This is a genomic window from Acidobacteriota bacterium, assembly GCA_012517875.1.
In the GTDB taxonomy this organism is placed as follows: domain Bacteria; phylum Acidobacteriota; class JAAYUB01; order JAAYUB01; family JAAYUB01; genus JAAYUB01.
This window is the reverse complement of sequence record JAAYUB010000098.1, coordinates 23,597-41,840: the sequence shown is the minus strand read 5'-3', so window position 1 is coordinate 41,840 and position 18,244 is coordinate 23,597. Positions and strand designations below refer to the sequence as shown.

11 protein-coding genes and 1 other RNA gene are annotated in these 18,244 nt (G+C 67.4%); 2 read left to right on the top strand and 10 right to left on the bottom strand.

Annotated features, from left to right (window positions below; all coding sequences use genetic code 11):
- Positions 1-975: 975 nt before the first annotated feature.
- The gene (locus GX414_10425) at positions 976-4,140 is read right to left on the bottom strand and encodes a DUF4981 domain-containing protein (GenBank protein ID NLI47507.1); all 3,165 of its coding nucleotides are present in this window, start codon (positions 4,138-4,140) and stop codon (positions 976-978) included.
- 25 nt (positions 4,141-4,165) lie between these two features.
- Complete coding sequence (locus tag GX414_10420) at positions 4,166-5,707, bottom strand: hypothetical protein (GenBank protein ID NLI47506.1); 1,542 nt, start codon at positions 5,705-5,707, stop codon at positions 4,166-4,168.
- A 443-nt stretch (positions 5,708-6,150) separates the two neighbouring features.
- On the opposite strand from GX414_10420, the gene GX414_10415 reads away from it, so the two are divergent.
- Positions 6,151-7,296 (top strand): deoxyhypusine synthase, encoded by a 1,146-nt coding sequence (locus GX414_10415; GenBank protein ID NLI47505.1) that lies wholly within the window; start codon positions 6,151-6,153, stop codon positions 7,294-7,296.
- Positions 7,293-8,399, top strand: a complete 1,107-nt coding sequence (locus tag GX414_10410) for an NAD(P)/FAD-dependent oxidoreductase (protein NLI47504.1) — start codon at positions 7,293-7,295, stop codon at positions 8,397-8,399. Before GX414_10415 ends, GX414_10410 begins: the two co-directional genes overlap by 4 nt.
- A gap of 19 nt (positions 8,400-8,418) precedes the next feature.
- On the opposite strand, the gene GX414_10405 is transcribed toward GX414_10410, so the two are convergent.
- The 8 genes from GX414_10405 to GX414_10370 all read right to left on the bottom strand — a co-directional run bounded on the left by GX414_10405 (position 8,419) and on the right by GX414_10370 (position 18,240).
- Positions 8,419-10,011, bottom strand: a complete 1,593-nt coding sequence (locus GX414_10405; protein ID NLI47503.1) for a glycosyltransferase family 39 protein — start codon at positions 10,009-10,011, stop codon at positions 8,419-8,421.
- A gap of 19 nt (positions 10,012-10,030) precedes the next feature.
- A complete protein-coding gene (locus GX414_10400; GenBank protein NLI47502.1) occupies positions 10,031-12,823 on the bottom strand; it encodes a hypothetical protein in 2,793 nt (930 codons plus the stop codon).
- A 112-nt stretch (positions 12,824-12,935) separates the two neighbouring features.
- The gene (locus tag GX414_10395) at positions 12,936-13,721 is read right to left on the bottom strand and encodes a TIGR00282 family metallophosphoesterase (protein ID NLI47501.1); all 786 of its coding nucleotides are present in this window, start codon (positions 13,719-13,721) and stop codon (positions 12,936-12,938) included.
- 44 nt (positions 13,722-13,765) lie between these two features.
- Complete coding sequence (rny, locus tag GX414_10390; GenBank protein NLI47500.1) at positions 13,766-15,340, bottom strand: ribonuclease Y; 1,575 nt, start codon at positions 15,338-15,340, stop codon at positions 13,766-13,768.
- A 95-nt stretch (positions 15,341-15,435) separates the two neighbouring features.
- A non-coding RNA gene (gene ssrS / locus GX414_10385) (6S RNA) lies at positions 15,436-15,608 on the bottom strand.
- Positions 15,607-15,894: a cell division protein ZapA gene (locus GX414_10380; protein ID NLI47499.1), complete on the bottom strand. Its 288-nt coding sequence runs from the start codon at positions 15,892-15,894 to the stop codon at positions 15,607-15,609. The genes ssrS and GX414_10380 overlap by 2 nt, the downstream gene beginning before the upstream one ends.
- Before the next feature lie 20 nt (positions 15,895-15,914).
- Positions 15,915-16,187, bottom strand: a complete 273-nt coding sequence (zapB, locus tag GX414_10375; GenBank protein ID NLI47498.1) for a cell division protein ZapB — start codon at positions 16,185-16,187, stop codon at positions 15,915-15,917.
- Between the two features lie 7 nt (positions 16,188-16,194).
- Positions 16,195-18,240: a phenylalanine--tRNA ligase subunit beta gene (locus GX414_10370; GenBank protein ID NLI47497.1), complete on the bottom strand. Its 2,046-nt coding sequence runs from the start codon at positions 18,238-18,240 to the stop codon at positions 16,195-16,197.
- Positions 18,241-18,244 lie beyond the last annotated feature (4 nt).

Genomic DNA, 18,244 nt, shown 5'->3' with positions numbered 1-18,244 from the left:
TGGAGTGCGCAGGCTCGACTGCGCTTTGGAACGACGCGCAGCGTATTTGTCTATTGCAGCCGTCGCAAATCGGCAAACCGATCCGGAGTCCAAAGCGGCGTCGTGCCGCCGCACTCCAGAGCACTGCGTGCTATCCTAAGCGGTGTCGAACCACCGCACCATCGCGCGGGCCATGTCAGGATCCCGCCGCGCGAGCGGGACCGGGAACGTGTCCCGAGTATCGATCACGATGACGATTACTCAGTTACTCCCGTTTTTCTGCCAAGTTTTGGCAGGTTTTTTTAGCTGAAGTCATGCGTAGGATCAAGCAGCCGGCAGGCGGGAGGTACCGCGAGCGGCAGCGAGCGGCGCCAGCGGCCAGCCGCCACGATGTCCCGATGCCGCGAGACCATTCCATCACGGTGGCGGTAGCGCGTGTCACGCGACCTGGTGTGCTGTTGCTGAACCCGCGGTGATGGTTGGCCCTTTGATCCCGGACGGGCATTCAAGCGGCACAGACAGAGTGGTTGGGCGCCTGGGGCAAGGCGTGGCGAAGTGGCTTTCGCGACGCTCGCTGCCGCTCGCGGTACCTCCACGTTGCCAACCGATGGATCGTGCCAGAGGCAGGGGAACGGTGAATCGGTGAATGGGTGAACAGGAGGAACAGGACCTGGATGCCGGGAACTGGGATCCACAATCTAGGACCCAGAACCTAGGTCCCGGAACCCGGATCCGCAGTTCGAGTCAGTGGATGGTTGATGGTTGATCGTTGATCGTCAGGAGCGAGGTCCGAGCCCCGAACATCGAGACCCGTTGTCCGCATTACGGGAACGAGCCTCGAGTCTCTAGCCTCGAGCCTCGATTACGATCACGATTACGAGCACGATTACGATTACGAGCGCGACGGAGCTTTCGTCTCCTAACTCCTCACGCCTGTCTCCTCACTATTTACTGTTCACTGTTCACCGTTCACTGTTCACCGTTCACCGTTCACCGTCAGAACCCCGCCTTGCTCAGCGCCTCCGGCGGGCCGTCGGCGGCGACGAAGGGGCGAAGGCGGAAGCGGTACGTGTACTCCTGTGGTGCCAGAGTGTACTCCGGGTGCGGGCGGGCGCCCCATGAATTGTCCCCGCCCACGCCCGTCTGCCCCAGGTCCAGGTTCAACACCGTCCAGGGTCGGCGGACGATGTCGGTGGGGTGGCGCTGGTCCTTCTCGGGCGCGTGCTCGAAGTCGCCGATGTCGTGGTGCGACGCGGAAGCAGACAGCAGCGGCATGCCCACCGCCAACAGGCCCACGCCCGATTCCCGCATCACCGCCATCCACCGGACATCCGTCTTGTTGCCGTTTTCTTGCGGACGCAGGTACGGGTGAAACTGCTCCGCCACCGTGCCCCGCCAGACGCCCACCGCGGCGCCTTCGCGGCGATCCCAGTAGTTCTCGTGGGGCCCACGGCCGTACCAGGCGATGCGGTCGAAGCCCTCGGGAAGAGTGAGCTGCAACCCGAGGCGCGGCAGCTCGGGAAGCGCCGCCGCGCCGGGGCTGAAGCGATGTTCCACCACCATGTCGGCGCTGCCGTGGATCGTGTAGCGGGTGACGCACCGCGCGTCGCCGGCGGGGAGCTTCACCGCCGCTTCGATCACCGCCGCGCCGGCCTTTCGCCGGACGGTGACCGACTCCACGGTCCGCTGGGCGCCCGCCTCGCGCCACGCCGCGCAGCGCACCGGCATGCCGTTGCCGTAGTCGTTGTCGGTGGGCGCCCGCCAGAAATCGGGGACGGGGCCCGTCCGGAGCATCGCGACCCCCTGATAGGTCCATGATGCGATGGTCCCGGCAACCCGGTCGAACACCAACTCGAAACCCGGACCGGCTACGCGGACGGACGCCGCGTCTTCGGCCACGTGCACCGGCGGCAGCCCGGCCGGATCCGTCGCGGCAAGCGCTGCGAAGACCGGCAGCTGGAACTGGTCCCACGCCACCTCGTGCCCCGCCGGCACGGCATCCGTGGCGGCGGCGGTGCGCGTGCTCACCGTGAGGAAGTACTCCACGCCCGGCTCCGGCCGGATGGCCGGCAGCGGCAGCGTGATCTCCGCCCAATCACGTGGGCCGAGGTTCAGCGGCGGCAGTTCGCCCGCGGCGATTCGCCGGCCTTCGGCTTCGACCCGCCATTCGAGACGGAAGTGGTCCAGGTTCAGGAAGGCATACTTGTTCCGCACCCTCAGCCGGCCGGCGGCCAGGTCCACCGGCTCCACGGAGATGTACTGGTACACCTTCTTCACCTCCCAGATGTGGGGGTGGAGACCGCGGTCGGGTGCGACCAGGCCGTTGCACAGGAAATTGCGGTCGCTGGGCCGGCTCGCCGGGCCGAAGTCCCCGCCGTAGGCGAAGTACGGCCGGCCCTGCTCGTCCACCCGGGCGAAACCCTGGTCCACCCAGTCCCAGATGAGTCCGCCCTGGAGCTGCGGATGCGCCTCGATGGTGCGCCAGTAGTCGCCGAGATTGCCAACGGAGTTCCCCATGGCGTGGGCGTACTCGCACAGGATCAGGGGCCGGTCGCGCTCCACGGCGGCGTACTCCTCCAGCCGCTCGATCCGGGCGTACATGGGACAGACGATGTCGGTGTGAGCGCGGCGACGCGCCGGCTCGTACTGCACCGGCCGGCCCGGATCGCGCTCCTTGATCCAGCGGTAGGTGGCCTCGAAGTTGGTGCCGTCGCCCGCCTCGTTGCCCAGGGACCAGACGATCACCGAGGGGTGGTTTTTGTCGCGCTCCACCAGCCGCCGGGTGCGGTGGAGGTGGGCCGGGAGCCACTCCGGCTTGTTGGCCAGGGTCTTGTCGGCGTCGAAGCTGACGCCGTGGGACTCGATATTCGCCTCGTCGATGACGTAGAGACCGTGTGCATCGCACAGGTCGTACCACTCCTCCCGGTTGGGGTAGTGGCTGGTGCGCACCGCGTTGATGTTGAACTGTTTCATCAGGCGGATATCCTGGAGCATGAGCGCCTCGTCCACGACCTTCCCATCGGTGGCGCTCCACTCGTGGCGGTTCACGCCTTTGATGACCAGGGGCACGCCGTTGAGCAGGAGCTTGCCGTTCCGCACCTCGACGGTGCGAAAGCCCACCCGGCAGCCCGTGGCCTCGATCACTCGGCCCGCCGCATCCTCGAGGACGATGACCAGCCGGTAGAGACTGGGCGTCTCGGCGGTCCAAGGCGCAGGCGCCGCGATTGTCTCATCGAACGCAACCTCGGCGTCGCCGTCCGCCGGCAGCTCCACCGGTCGAACCGGGGCGGCCAGCGGCAGCGTCCGCCCCTCGCCGTCAAACAGAGCCAGCCGCACGGCGCCGCGGACCGCCGCCGTCGTGTGATTGCGCAAGGAAACGGCAACGTCCAGCCGCCCGTCGCGGTAGGCCGAATCGAGGCCAGCCCGGGCAAAGAAATCGCGGATCCGCACCGAAGGCGTCGCGACGAGCCAGACCGGCCGCTCGATGCCGCTGACGCGCCACATGTCCTGCGCCTCCAGGTACGTCCCGTCGCTGTAGCGGTACACCTCGACGGCCAGGAGATTTTCACCCGGCGCCACGTGGCCCGTCACGTCGAACTCGGCCGGGCTCTTGGAGTCTTTGCTGAAGCCCACGTAGCGGCCGTTGAGCCAGACATGGTACGCGGAGTTGACCCCGTCGAACCGGAGGAACATCCGGCGGCCGTTCCACTCGGCCGGCAGTGTAAACGTGCGGCGATAGGAGCCCACCGGATTGTCGTCGTGGGGCACCCGAGGCGGATCGGCAGGGAAGGAGTTGGCCGAGTCGTAGTAGTGGGGCACGCCGAAGCCGCGGAACTCCCAGTTGGCCGGGACGGGGAAGTCGATCCAGCTGCCAGCGTCGAAGTCCACCCGGTAGAAATCCGCGGGACGGAGGTCCGGCCGGGGCGACCAGTGGAATTTCCACGGACCGTCCAGCCCCCTCACCCACGGGGACGGTCCGCCGGCCCGGGCGGCGTCCGGGCTGTCGTACGGCACGAAGGTGGCGCGGGGCGCTTCGGCGTTGCGCTCCTGGACGTTCAGGTTCTCCCAGTCATGCAGCGTCGCGGGCGCCGCCGGGTGCGGCGCCGCGGCCACGGCGGCCAGCAGGCCGGCCAACACGGCAGTCAGTGCTTCACGGCGCACGGAGTTATTCCTCCTTGCACGCTCGTCACGGCGTGCGGGCGGGATGCACCCGTCGATAGATCGCCACGGGACCAATCCGGCCGTCCAGCATGTACGACCGGTTCAAGTGCGCGTCCAACGCCTCATAGTACTCCGGCCGCCCCAGGCCGTACTCGCGCGCGGTGACAACGAAGGCGGGTTGCCGCTCCATGATCCGGTGCAGCTCCAAGATTCCGTCGACACCCGCGATCCGGTCCATCTCCTCAAAACCGATCACGAACGGAGGCCCGACATACCGCGTCGGAGGATCCACGTGCAACAGGAAATAGATCACGTGGTGATAGTCGGCAACATAGATCGTCTCGCCAGGTCGCAGCCGGGCGCGCAGGTAATCGGCCACCTCCGCGGGTGTGTCCCAATACTGAAACAAACGCACCGGCGGCTTGGCCACCGTGTGCGCCACGGAGAAACGGTACGCTGCATAGACCTGCCAGCCGAGGGGCAGAACCACCAGCAGGGCGACAGCGACCTGCGCCACTCGATCCAGCCGCCCCGCCCGCTTGAGCCACCTCCACACAGCCTGCAGATAATCTGCGCTCAACAGGCACAAGCCCGGGAAGAGTGGCAGGTAGTAGTGGTGGTAGAAGGAGCGTGTCGACAGAATGGCGAGGAAATCCAATATGATCCACAGGATGCAGGTCGTACGGAACCGGGGGAAGCTCTCTCGGCCGCGAAGCACTCCAAACACCTGGGCTCCAAAACAGATCCAGAGCAGCGGGTGCGTGCGAAATTGGTGGATCAGGGAGTCCGCCACCACTCGCAGATCCCACCGGATCAGCACGGCCCGGGTGGAATTGGCGACGAAATTGGCGTCCCAGTATTGCGGCCAGATCCCGCAGAGCCAGATGACCAGAACCACCAGCAGGCTGACCGCGCCGAATGCGGCACAGGTGATCAGCAGGGCGGTGCGCGCCGATCGGTCTCGCAATACCCGCCGGCCCCCGGGCGGTACGCACAGAACATAACCCGCCAAACCGGCCAGAGTGTCGGTCAGGGCGAAGTACTTGACCTGAAACGCCAGGCCGAAACATACTCCGGCCCAAGCCATTCTGGCGAATCCATCGTCTTCATGACGGGCTTTCGCCAGCAGCAGCCAGACTCCCGACAGAGCGAAGAACATGAAGATGTGCTCGGAATTGGAGGACAGGCCGCCATTGGTCAGGGAAACAACCAGATACAGCAGCCCCGCCAGCATGGGTCGGCCGTCCGGCCAGAACTGCAGTCCGATGCGGCGGATCATGAACGCGTTGCCGGCCGTGAAAACCACCGCCAGCAGACGAATGGAGAAGACGGAATCGCCTGAGATGAATTGAACGCAAGCGTAGACCAGGTACAACAGCGGCGGCTTGTTGTCCCATATCTGGGTGTAAGGGAGATGACCGTGCAGCAGGCTGCTGGCCAGCAGGGCATAGGTCGTCTCGTCCCAGTCAATGACGGTGAGAAAAAACGTGTGGACGCGACTGACGGCCGCCAGCGCGAGGAATAGGGCGAAAACTTTGATCTCTGTGGACCGGACTGTGATGGTCACCGGATCCACGCCCTCCACATTCTCATTGAGTGTGCGCCGATTATACAGCATTCGGCGACCCCGCGGCGTTCATTCCGTCAGAACAAAGCGCCGGACAGACGGTCAATCTGTCCGGCGCGTATTCATCCAGCTGCTGCGACTGTGCGAAGCGGGCATCCCCGGACGCCACGCGCCGCGATCACCAGTCACTCCGATCCTGCGGAACCACGCGGCGGAGCACACCGGGATCGGCAGTCGAAGTCTTACTTCTTGGTGTGCTGGTTGCGTCTCATCTTGTGCTTGCGCTGCCTTCTGAGCTTGCCGGCGCGCTTACGCTTCTTCTTCAGTACGCTGCCCATCGGAGACCTCCGTCTAAACTTAGCCACGCAAAGGCGGTGATTGTACCACAAGAGGTGCGGGGCTGTGCTATACTTTTTGGGATTTTTTCTCAAGGAGGATACCCGGTGAGCGCGCGCAAACAGAAGCAGCCGGCCGGCGGCGGACGCGTTCTGCAGTCCCAGCCCATCGACGGCCGCGAGACCACCCCCGAGCTGTTGCAGAAGGCGTTCCTGGCCTACGGCGGCCGGGAGCTGCGGACCGCCTGGGAGCTGCTGGAGCGGGCCGTCCGCGAGGACTACACCATCGTGCTGACCATGTCCGGGGCCATGACCCCGGCCGACCTGGCCCGCTCTTGCCTCAATCCGCTTCTGGAGCGCGGCGTGGTGGACGTCCTTTGCACCACCGGCGCCAATCTGTACCACGACGCCCACCGGAGCCTGGGCCACATCCTCCGTGAGGGCTCGCCGGCGGTGGACGACCGGGTGCTCCGCAAGGAACAGATCATCCGCATCTACGACATCTTCTTCAACGAGCAGGTGCTCCTTGAGACCGACCAGTTCTTCAGCCGCGTCCTTGCCGCGCCTGAGTTTCAGCGGCCCATGACCACCTCCGAGTGCCACTTCCTGCTGGGTCGATATCTCCGGGAGGTGGAGGAGCGACTGGGCCGCGCGGACAATCCCAGTCTGCTTGCCACCTGCCACCGACTCGAGGTGCCCATCTTCTGCGGCGCGCCGCAGGACGGCTCCATCTTCCTCAACGTGGTCAAGCTGGCCCGGCTGCTGGGCGATGCCTTCCGCTTCCGTCTGGACCTGGCCGCCGACGTGTTCGAGTACGCCGCGTTCCAGTACCTGGCCAAGTCGGCCGGCTCCCGCAAGATGGCGGTGATCATCTTGGGCGGCGGCGTGCCGAAGAACTACACCCTCCAGGGCGAGCCGCTCATGAGTCAGATCCTGGAGATCGACGTGGGCGGCTTCGACATCGACATCCAGATCAGCGACGCCAATGTCCACACCGGCGGCCTCTCCGGCTGCCCAGCGGGCGAGGGACACACCTGGGGCAAGACCACCGCCGAGTATGTGGTCAACAGCGTTTACTGCCACGGTGACGTCACCCAGCTCTTCCCGCTGCTGGTCCACGCTTTGGCCCAGTCGGGGCTGCGGCGTGAACCGCGCCGGCTCATGGCCCGGCGGGAGGAGGCGGTGGCGCACCTGGCTGCCGCGGTCGAGGAGCGGCGCACCGGACTCGCCGCCGGCCTGGAGGGACGCCCATGACCCGGCGCTCCGGCCACAGCGACCGCGACAGGATCGCCGTCGTGGGCGGCGGGCCCGCCTGGCTTTCGGCCGCGCTCACCGCGGCGCGACTGGGCCTGCCGTGCGTGTTGTTCGAAAAGGGTGAGATCGGCGGGAACATCCAGTGCGCAGAGGGGATCTACGACCCGGCCGGCGTCCTGACCATGGACAAGGCGTTCATCCGCACGCGGATCCGCCACGCGCGGCTGCACGTCAACGGCCGGTCGTTCACCTTCGACATCGGCTCACGCAACCGTTTCTTCGTCATCGACCGCGGCGAATGGCAGGCGGAGCTGGGGCGGCGGGCGCGGGCCGCCGGCGTGGCGGTGCGCGAGGGCGAGCGCGCGGACCCGTTTGCGCTGCAAGACGACTTCCGGGCGGTGGTGGACGCGCGCGGGATGTACGCCTTCTACTCCCGCTGGCACGAGTTCGATCCGCCTCCCGGCTTCGGCCTGCAGTGGACGCTGGAGGGCGACTTCTCCGCCTGGGCAAACACCATCGACGTCAAGATCCTCGAGGAGCAGCCGGGCTACTTCTGGATCTTCCCCAAGGGCACCCGTCAGGCCAACGTGGGTTTCGGCTGGCTGACCCGGCCCGCCGCGCCGCCGTGGGAGATCCTGGAGGGCTACCTCGAAGCGAACGGTATCGCCGGCTACCGGCGCGTGCGCAAGATCGGCGGCTTCCTGGTGGGCACCTGTCCCCAGCCGCCGTTCGCCGGCAAGGTGATCCGGACCGGCGACGCGGGCGGTTTCGCCTCGGCCCTGCACGGCGGCGGCATCGACGCCGCCTGGCTCACGGGCCGGCTGGCGGTGGAGACCGTCGCCCGCGGCGAGCCGGCGCACTTCCTCCGCGAGCTGAACCGGAAGCTGGGCTTGATGCGCTGCGTGGAGCAGCGGGTGATGGACAAGTGGCTGGCCGAGGGCCCGGCGGCGCTGGAGCGCGCCGGGCGGCTGCTCGAGGAGAACGGGCCGCTGCTCCGGGCCTCGGTGCGCTTCATCACCTCCGGGCTGCTAGGCGCGGCGGTGCGTCGCGTCTTCCAGGGCGCCATGCCGCGGGAGTTCTACCGGCTGACGGATCAGATCTGATCCCTTCTCCGACTGTGTGTCAGGGATTCCCGGCCGACGGGACGCGTTCCCAGAGCCGCAGCCGCGCGGCGCGCTCCGCCGGCAGCCCGACGTCAGCCGGCCATGGCCGCGGGGCGTAGTGCCGCGCCAGGTACGGCCGCCAGAGCCGCTCGAACCGCTCCACCGCGGCGGGGTTGTCCGATCGCAGCGCCTCGTAGACGGGATGATCCCCCGTCACGACAAACCGCGGTCGCCGCCGCTCCAGGTCGGCGAAGAACATCTCCAGCGCCCCGTCCGGCAGGGGATCCCGCACCAGTTGCGGCCACCAGAAGAATCGCACGGCCGGGTTGCGCCGGGCGTAGAAGTAGATGTCGATATCCGCCGCCCAGACCAGCAGCGCCCCGCCGAGCGGCGCCTGGCGGGCGAGCCAGCGGCCGATCCGCGCCGGCTCGTAACCGGATTCCGCCACCCAGCCGGGCCGCGCGGCGAAGACCGCCACGCTCTGCGCCGCCGCAGTGGCTACCGGCCAGGCCGTCACCGCCACCCCGGCCAGCAGGCCGGCCGCCGCGGTCCGCCACCGGATCGGCTCGGCCAGGAGCGCTCCGGCCAGCAGGGCCAGCACCGGGATAATGAGCTGGAAGTAGTGGTCCAGAAACTTCAGCGGTCCGGCCACCGCCAGCGCCGAGCCGGCCAGCCAGAGAAACAGGAACCGGCGCGCCTCCGGTTCGACCAACCGGAACCGTGCGGGGCGGGCCGCCAGCCACCCGGCGCCGGCCGCGGCAGCGAGGATCAGGAACCACCGGGTCGCGGCAAACTCCCGAATGAAGCCGGTGGAATAGTTCAAGAAGAGCCGCCAGAAATCGTGGACGGCGTACCGGGCGTTGTAGCCGAACGTGATCCGGAAGAAGTCGCTCAGCACACCCTGCCCCGCGCACCAAGCGAGGCACGCCGCCGGCGCCGCGGCCAGTCCGGCGGCGAAGGCGACCAGGACCGCCGGGCGCCGGCCGGCGGCGGCGCCCGGCGGCGCCGCAAGCGCCAGCCAGACGGCGATCGCCGCCATGGGGAAAGCCACCACGTACTTGTTCATGAACGCCAGTCCCAGCAGGACACCCGCGCCGGCGGCCGTCCAGGCGGGGGCGCGCGCCATCACCCGGGAGAACAACAGCCGGATCGCCGCAAGCTGGCAACAGACCAGGAAGACCTCCGAGTTGAAGGAGACGGCGCCGAACGAAGCGGTGTAGGCGTTGTAGAGCCACGCAGCGCCCAGCCCGGCCCACCAGCCAAACAGGCGGCGGCCGAGCGAGAGCACCAGCAGGGTGTTGGCCAGGCCGAGCAGGATGCCGGCGGCGTGGATGGCTTCCGGGCAGTGGGCAATGGATTGGACACCCAGGTAGAGCAGGTACTGGACCGGCGGTTTCTGATCCCAGACGTCCGCATAGAGCCGGCCGCCCCGGGCCAGCACGTCCGCCACGACCATGTAGCCCGTCTCGTCGATGCCGATCAGCGGTTCCCGCAGGTACCCCACCCGCATGGCGAGAAACAACAGCGACAGCAGCACCCAGGCGCCGACACGCGCCATGGCGCGCTCCGGTTGCCCGCCGCCGCAAGGGGAATCCGCCGGGTGGATGTCCATGCTCCGGCTCAACCGCGGTCTAATCGGTCAACAGGACCAGCAGGGCCAGATCCCGCACGGTGATTCGGCCGTCGTCGTCCAGGTCGGCAGTGCACTCGCTGCGCAGGAATTCCCCTTCCCCGGCGGCCAGATTCCCGCCGAGCAGCGCCTCGAGGAGGGCCACGTCCACGGCGTTGAGGACGCCGTTGCCGTCGAGGTCGCCGGCCCGGAAGTCGTAGGCCGCGCAGTCGGGCTCCGACCGGGCGATTTGCACGTCATCCACGTACCAGCCGCCGCCCACCTTCGTGGAGCTGTCGCAGGCGAGGCGGAAGCGGAGCCATACCGTCTGCCCGGCCCAGGCGGAGAGATCGACCCGCACCCGGGTCATGGCGCCGAATCCCCCGCCCGACCAGGCGGGCCGGCCGAGGATCGGCGACTCATAATTGATGGAGACGGTGGCGTTGTACCCCCCCTCGACCATGGCTGCGCCGAGGTCGGTCCAGGCGGCCAGATCAGTGGACGCCTCCAGCACCGCCCCGTCGTAGGCGGACGATCCGCTCTCCAGATAGTACGTGTGCCAGAAACTCAGCTCGAACAGCGAACCGGCGGGCAGTTCCAGGGGACCCCAGATCAGGTAGTCGTCGTTTTTCTTGTCGCGGTCGAACGCGCGCCAGACCGTCGGCCCGGCGTGGTAATAGCTCGCCGCCACGCGCTCCCAGTACGAGACCATCCCCGGCCCGTGATCCACTTCCCAGAGCGAGCCGCCGGCCTCCATGTCGTCGGCGACCAGCGTGGAGTCGACGGTCTGGCCCACGGGCAGGATGTAGGCCAGTCGCTGGACGTGGGTCCCGAACCGGCACTCCAGCTCCAGCGCCAGGCCGACGCCGCACGCCGCGCCGTCGCGGATCCGGAACAGGAACGGCACGCCCGGCGCCACGGCCGCGCCGCCGGCCGCGGGCGCCGCGTAGTGCGCCTTGCCGCGGTAGACCACCAGGTCATCCGGCGCAGCGAGCGTGACCAGGAGCTCCCCGGACGACGCCGCACCGGTGTTCTGAATGGACACCGCCAGCGTGACCAGTTCGCCCGGTTCGGCAATGCCGTTGCCGTTCCCCTCAACCTCCGCCAGCACCCGGCCGGCGGTCTCCAGGAACGGACCTTGGGCGCGGCAGTCGTCGACGGAGAAGATGCCGGGCCGGAGAAACTCCTGGCAGATTTCAAAGACATGGGCGCCGCCGTAAAGCGCCTGGTCGGCGTCGATCATGGCCAGGGCGCCGTTGCGGAAGGTGTTCTGCGCGGCAGCCGGCATGAGGAAGTGGCTCTGCAGCACAATCCGGTCGGCGACCTCCTGGCCGAGCTGCAGAAACAGGTTTTTCAGCGCCGTGGACCAGTACGCGCTGTCGCCGTAGATGTCGTTGGTCCGGTCCTCGGGGTAGCGCATGTCGTCATGATCGATCCGACGCAGGTATACGGCGGGCGGGGTATAGCCCTTCGCGTCCCACTCGCCGATGTGAAACGGGTTGTAGCCGCTGGTCACGCTCAGGTCGTAGGTCCGGCTGAACGCCCAGTAGTCCGAGAATCCCTCGCCGATGGCCCCCGACTCCACGATGGCGTTGCTGAATGCGAGGGGATTCGAGGTGTCCTGAATGGCGTGGCCGTATTCGTGGAGGATGATATCGGCGTCCTCGGCGTCGTCGACACCGCCGTCGCCGTAAGCAATGTAGCGAGTGCTGCCTTGCCGCACGAAATGGGAGTTGTCGGCGCCGTCGAGCCCGTGCACGTCCACCGGGAGGGGAAAGTGGACAATGGTGTCGAAGCCCAGCCACTGGATGTACCGCTGGGCCGAATCGATCCAGTAGTAGGCCATCACGGCCTCGAATCCCGCCGGGTCCCGCGGATAGTCGAACACGGGCGACGGTTCCGCCGGCGGCGCCGTCAGGGGGGGCTCGTCGGTGCGGCTCACGATCTGCACCCACGGCCCCGCCAGATGATAGCCCTGCGGGTCAGGGTCGGCGAGTTCCGCCAGCACCACGTCGAGGTAGGCAGGGAGGAACAGGCTGCCGTCCGAGTTGTCCCGCAGGCTGGAATTGTTCAGGTAGTTCACCGGATTGGGCTGGAACACACGGCCGCTGCCGTCGGCGTACCAGACGTCGGAGGACGCGCCCAGCACGCGGAGCGGCGCGCCGCCCACCCAGAGGGTCCAGCGGGCCAGCGGTTCCTCCGTCACCAGGCAGAACTCCCGTACCGCGAGCGGCCGGCCCGCTTCGATGAAGTACGCCTCCTGCTCCGCCGTCAGCATCGCCGTGGCGGGCAGCGGTTTCTCGACCAGCGGTTTGGGCCAGGCCGAACGGAGGACCCGCTCGGCGAACGCGTCGGCGGCCAGGTCGAGCGCCGCCGTCCGGTCGGGAAAAACCTCCGGCCATGCGGGGTCCGGGAGCATGGGCATGCGCTGGGCCAGCGTCACCCGACCGGCGGCGTCCAGATGCACGCTGATCCGGCCGTTGACCACCGGCCGGCCGGCGTGCCAGAGGTCCAGATCCACGTGGCGTCCGGCGGGTGACCGGCGCTCCCCCACGGGCTGGTACTGCGCCAGCTCGGCGCCGAGCCCCAGCAAGGCGGCGTGGTCGGCCAGGAAGCGGCGGGCGGCCGCCGCGGGCTCGCCTGCGTACCGCACAGGATCCGTCGGACGGACTTGCAGGGGCAGCGCCGTCTCCGGGCAGCGCTCCACCCGGAACGACCGGCCGCCGGCGTTCACTGTCTCCGTCGCCGCGGCCGCCGCCGTCGCCAGTCCCAGTGCTGCAACCGCCGCAATCGCCGCCCGCTGCCATATCCTCATTGCCGTTACCTCGCTGCAGGGTATCCCGGGTGTCCGGGTGCCTTCGTGTCCGGTCTATAGATGTGTCCGGACAGCCGAAAGTTGATCGGTTACCGGCGCGTTCCGTCCCAACTCAGGACGGCAGCGGCAGGTTGAGCCGTTCCACGCCGGTGGCGCGACCGGTCTCGGGGTCCACCTCGACCACCAGCGCATTGAGCCGGTGCCCGCGGGTCTCCGGGGTGAACTTGCTCGGCAGGTGGAACAGAAACCGCTGAATGGAGCCCTCCACGTCCATGCCGATGACCCAGTCGTGGGGGCCGGTCATGCCGAGGTCGGTGATGTACGCCGTGCCGTCCGGCAGGATCCGCTCGTCGGCGGTCTGGACGTGGGTGTGGGTGCCGAACACCGCGCTCACCTTGCCGTTGAGAAACCAGCCCATGGCCACCTTCTCCGAGGTGGCCTCGGCGTGGAAATCCACGAAGATGATGGGTGTGCGGCGCCGCAGCTCGGGCAGCACCGCCTCGACGCCGCGGAAGGGACAGTCGATGGGCGGCATGAACACCCGGCCCTGCAGGTTGATCACCGCCACGGGCACGCCGATCTGCGAGTCGACGACGGTGAAGCCCCGGCCGGGCACGCCCGGCGGGTAGTTCAGGGGACGGAGCAGCCGGTCGGTCTGGTTGAGCAGATCGTACGCCTCTTTCCGGTCCCAGATGTGGTTGCCCGTGGTCATCACGTCGATCCCGAGGGGCATGAGCTCCTGGAACTTCTCGGGAATCATGCCGAAGCCGCCGGCGGCGTTCTCGCCGTTGGCGATGGTGAAGTCAATCCGGTATTCGCTCTGCACCCGGTGCAGCATTTCGCGGAGTACCCGCCGCCCCGGCCGCCCCATGACATCGCCCACACACAGCACGCGCATCGCTTCCTCCCGCTGTTGGGCCGGCCGGCACCCCGGCCGGAGTTCTACTTGGCGTACTCGACGAACCGCCGCTCCCGGATCACCGTCACCTTGATCTGGCCCGGGTACTGCAGGTCGCTCTCGATCTTCTTGGTCAGGTCCTTGGCCATCCAGAACGCCTGCTCGTCGCTGATCTTGTTGCTCTCGACGATGACACGGATCTCGCGGCCGGCCTGCAGCGCATAGGCCTTGGCCACGCCGGTGAAGCTGTCGGCGATGTTTTCGAGCTTCTCGAGGCGCTTGATGTACGACTCGAGGATTTCGCGGCGGGCGCCCGGCCGGGCGGCGGACACCGCATCGGCCACCTGCACCAGCACCGCCTCGACGCTCTGGAAGTCCACGTCGAAGTGATGCGCCTCGACGGCGTGCAGCACTTCGGGTTTCTCGCCGCTCTTGCGCAGCAGTTCCACACCGAGCTGGGTGTGGGTGCCCTCCACCTCCCGGTCCAGCGACTTGCCGATGTCGTGGATGAGGCCGGCGCGCCGGGCGACCCGCTCGTCGGCGCCCACCTCCTGCGCCAGCATGCCGGCGATGTGCGCCACCTCCTTCGCGTGCTCCAGCACGTTCTGGCCGTAGCTCGACCGGTAGTGCAGGCGGCCCAGGAGCTTGAGCACGTCGGGGTGGAAATCGTGGAAGCCCATCTCGAAGGCGGCCTCCTCGCCGATTTCCAAAATCTTTTGCTCCATTTCGGCCTTGACCTTGTCCACGATCTCCTCGATCCGCGCCGGATGGATCCGGCCGTCGGTGATGAGGCGCTCGATGGCGATCTTGGCGATCTCGCGGCGATACGGGTCGAAGCCGGACAGGATGACCGCCTCCGGGGTGTCGTCGACGATCAGGTCGATCCCGGTGGCGATCTCCAGGGCGCGGATGTTCCGCCCCTCACGGCCGATGATGCGGCCCTTCATTTCGTCGCTGGGCAGATCCACCACCGACACCGTGGTCTCGATGGTGTGCTCCACGGCGCAGCGCTGGATGGACGTGGACAGGATCTTGCGGGCCAGACTGTTGGCGCGGTTCCGGGCGTCGTCCTCGATCTGCTTCACCAGCGCGGTCGCGTCGCGCCGCGCCTCCTCCTGGAGCATGTCCACCAGTTGCTGCTTGGCCTCGTCGCGGGTCATGCCGGCCACCTTCTCCAACTGCTCCTGCTGCACCCGGCGGAGCTCCTTCACCTTCGTCTCCTCTTCCTTGATCCGGACCTCGCGCGAAATGAGCCCGTTCTCCCGGTTGGCCTGGTCTTTCTCCTTCTTGTTGAGCTGCTCCTCGCGCCGGCCGAGCGCCTGGTCGCGCTGGGTGAGCTTCTGCTCGGTCGCGGCCAGCTCCTTCCGCTTTTCCTTGACCTCCGCCTCGTGCTCGCTGCGGAGCTTGAACAGCTCGTCCTTCCCTTCCAGGACCTTCTCACGCTTGATCTGCTCGGCATCGCGGCGGGCCCGGGTGACGATCTCGTCGGCCTGCGCCTGCGCGGCGCGGAGCCGCTCGGCAACCACTCGGTTCTTCAGGCGGAGGTACGCAACCAGCAGGACCGTTCCGACTACGGCCACGGGGGCCGCAATGATCAGCGCCGTATAGAATGCGTTCATGGGCGTCTCCTTCGGGCAATATGTACACAGACCCGCGGGGGTCCTTGTTCTCACAAGTTGTCCGGGAAACCGTTCCGAAGAAGATCAGGCGGCAAAAAGCTGCAACGGTGCGGGGCGAATCGTTGTGGTCCGGCAGTTCAAAGTGGGTGTCTGTTCAGCACTTCAGGCTTCCTTCCCGCAGAAGGCTTGCACACCGTGCCGAAACTCTAAACTCCCGTCCATTCTCATCGCAGACCCAATTGGAATCACCCCGCACGCGTTGCAGGTCAAGGTCGTTTCGGTGCCGGATCGTTGAACTGATCCAGGATCTTCACGAATTCGGCGCTCTTGCGGCCCACGAACTGGTTCAACTCGCGATGTTGCTTGCGAAGCTGAAAGTAGTCGTCGGCGATCTGGAACGCCGCGAGCAGAGCCAGCCGGTGCGAGTCGATGATGTTCGAGGCGCGCTGGAGCTGTGTCATGCGCTCCTCGACGAAGCTCGCCAGTTCCTTGACGTACGCCTCGTCGTTCACGTCCTGGATGTTGAACACCTGGTTCAATATCTTGATCTGCACCGATCCTTGCCCTCGCGCGGTTACTGTTCGCTCTCCAAACCATCGAGGCGCTCGATGAGCGCCCTGAGTTTTTCCGCGATCTTCTCCTTTTCTTCCCGGACTGTCACCATCATCGTCTCAATCGTCCGGCAGCGCTCTTCCAGTTCGCGATACCGGCGTTGAAAATCGGATAATTCCTCCTTCAATGCTGAGTTTTGCGACTGCAAGTTCTTGAAAAACTCGCTCACTCGGTAGATCTTATCTTCCAGATGGGCGAAGCGCTCCAGCCCATCCGGTTCTTTTTTCTCGCTCATGCCGCCCCTATCGAAACTGGGCTTGGAAACGTTTCCGCAGGCTCGCGGCGGCACGTTCCCGGAGGCGGTCAGCCTCCTCGTCGGTCAGGGTGCGCTCGGGATGTTGAAAGACCAGCCGGACGTTCATGGCCTTGCGGCCCGGGGGGATGTCGGCCCCCCGATAGAGGTCAACGAGCTTAACCTCCGCTAACTCAGGCATTTTCAACTCAATGACCGACATTTTAATTGTACTAAAACTGATCCCGATGTCAACGACAAAGGACATGTCGCGGTCCACGAACGGGTACCGCGGCAGGGTGCGGAAGGCGAATGACCGGTCGATCCCCGCCGCCAGCCGCTCGAAGAGCAGCTCGGCCACGAACACCTTGCGCTTGAATTTGAGCTTCTGGGCCAGCAGTTCGTTGAGCTGGCCGATGTAGACGACGACTTCGTCCCCCAGCCGGATCCAGGCCGCCGCCCCCGGCTGCAGGAAGGCCGCGTCCCCGGCCTCGTCGAACGTCACCGCCGGAACGTTCAGGCGGTCGCACAGGCCTTCGATTACGCCTTTGAGGCGGACGAAATCCGCCGGCACTCCGGCGGCGGACCAGTGCGCGGGCAGCCACTGGCCGTACGCGCCGAGGGCCAGCCGGACCGGCTCCACGTGCCCGTCCCCGCGGCGGCCGTACACCGCGGCCACCTCGAAGAGGCGGACGTCGGCGTTGTAGTTGTTCTCGTTGAACTTGAGCGCGGCCACCATCCCCGGCAGCAGGCCCTGGCGGAGGAACGGCTCCCCTTCGTCCAGCGGGTTGTCCACGCGGACCGGTTCGCCGTCAGGCGCCCAGAGGAGATCGGCGTCGCGCGCGACGCTGGCGAAATTCGGCGTCAGGACCTCCTGCAGACCGGACTCCTTGAGGAACTGCCGGGCCGCGGCTTTCTCCCCGGCGAGCTGGCGCGACACCGGTCGTGTCGGATGGAGCGGCAGGGTGGAGGGGATGCGGTCGTAGCCGTGCAGCCGGGCGATCTCCTCGATGAGATCCACTTCCAGGCCCACGTCGACGCGGTGGGCGGGCGGCCGGACGAGCCAGCCGTCGGGCGCCGCCGCCACATCGAACCCCAGGCGGCGGAGCATCGCGTCGACGGGGAGACCGGCGACGGAGATGCCCACCAGCCGCTCGATCCGGCCGCGGCGCAGGGCGATGACGGGCGGCGACCAGGGGCGCGGGCAGACGTCCACCACGGGCGAGACCGCCGCGCCGCCGGCGAGCTCCAAAATCAGCTGCGCGGCCCGCCGCAGGGCGATCGGCGCCATCGCCACGTCCGCGCCCCGCTCGAAGCGGTACGACGCCTCGGTGCGCATCTCCAACGTCCGGGCGGTCCGGCGGACCGACGCGGGTTGGAACCAGGCGCTTTCCAGCAGGATGTCGGTGGTCGTGTCGGCCACCTCGCTCGCCGCGCCGCCCATCACGCCGGCGATCCCCACCGGCTGCCCGGCGTCGGCGATGACCAGCATCTCCGGGGCGAGGGCGCGGATGCGGCCGTCGAGAGTCTGGATTGTCTCCCCGGCGCGGGCCCGGCGCGCGATCAGGCACCCGCCGGCCAGCTTGCCGAAATCGTATGCGTGGAGCGGATGGCCCAACTCCAGCAGGATGTAGTTGGTGATGTCCACCAGGTTGTTGATGGGGCGCTGGCCCACCGCGAGGAGCCGCTCCTGGAGCCACTGAGGCGACGGCGCCACGCGGACGCCGGTGATGCGCACCCCGCAGAAGCGGGCGCACAGATCCGGATCCTCGATGGTGATGGCCGGCGCCGGGGCGGGGTCCCGGCCGGCGTCCAGCGCGGCGGGCGTCGGCAGCCGCAGCGGCTCGTGATACAGAGCGCTGAGCTCCCGAGCGATCCCGAGGTGGCTGAGGCAGTCGGGGCGGTTGGCTGTGACGTCGATCTCGATGAGGGTGTCGTTGGGCAGCCGCTCCACCGCGTCGACGGGCAGGCCGAGCATGGACAGATCGGCCGCCAGCCGGTCGGGCGGCTCGTCCAGGGCGATGAGATCGGCCATCCAGTTGCAGCTGATTTTCATGGTG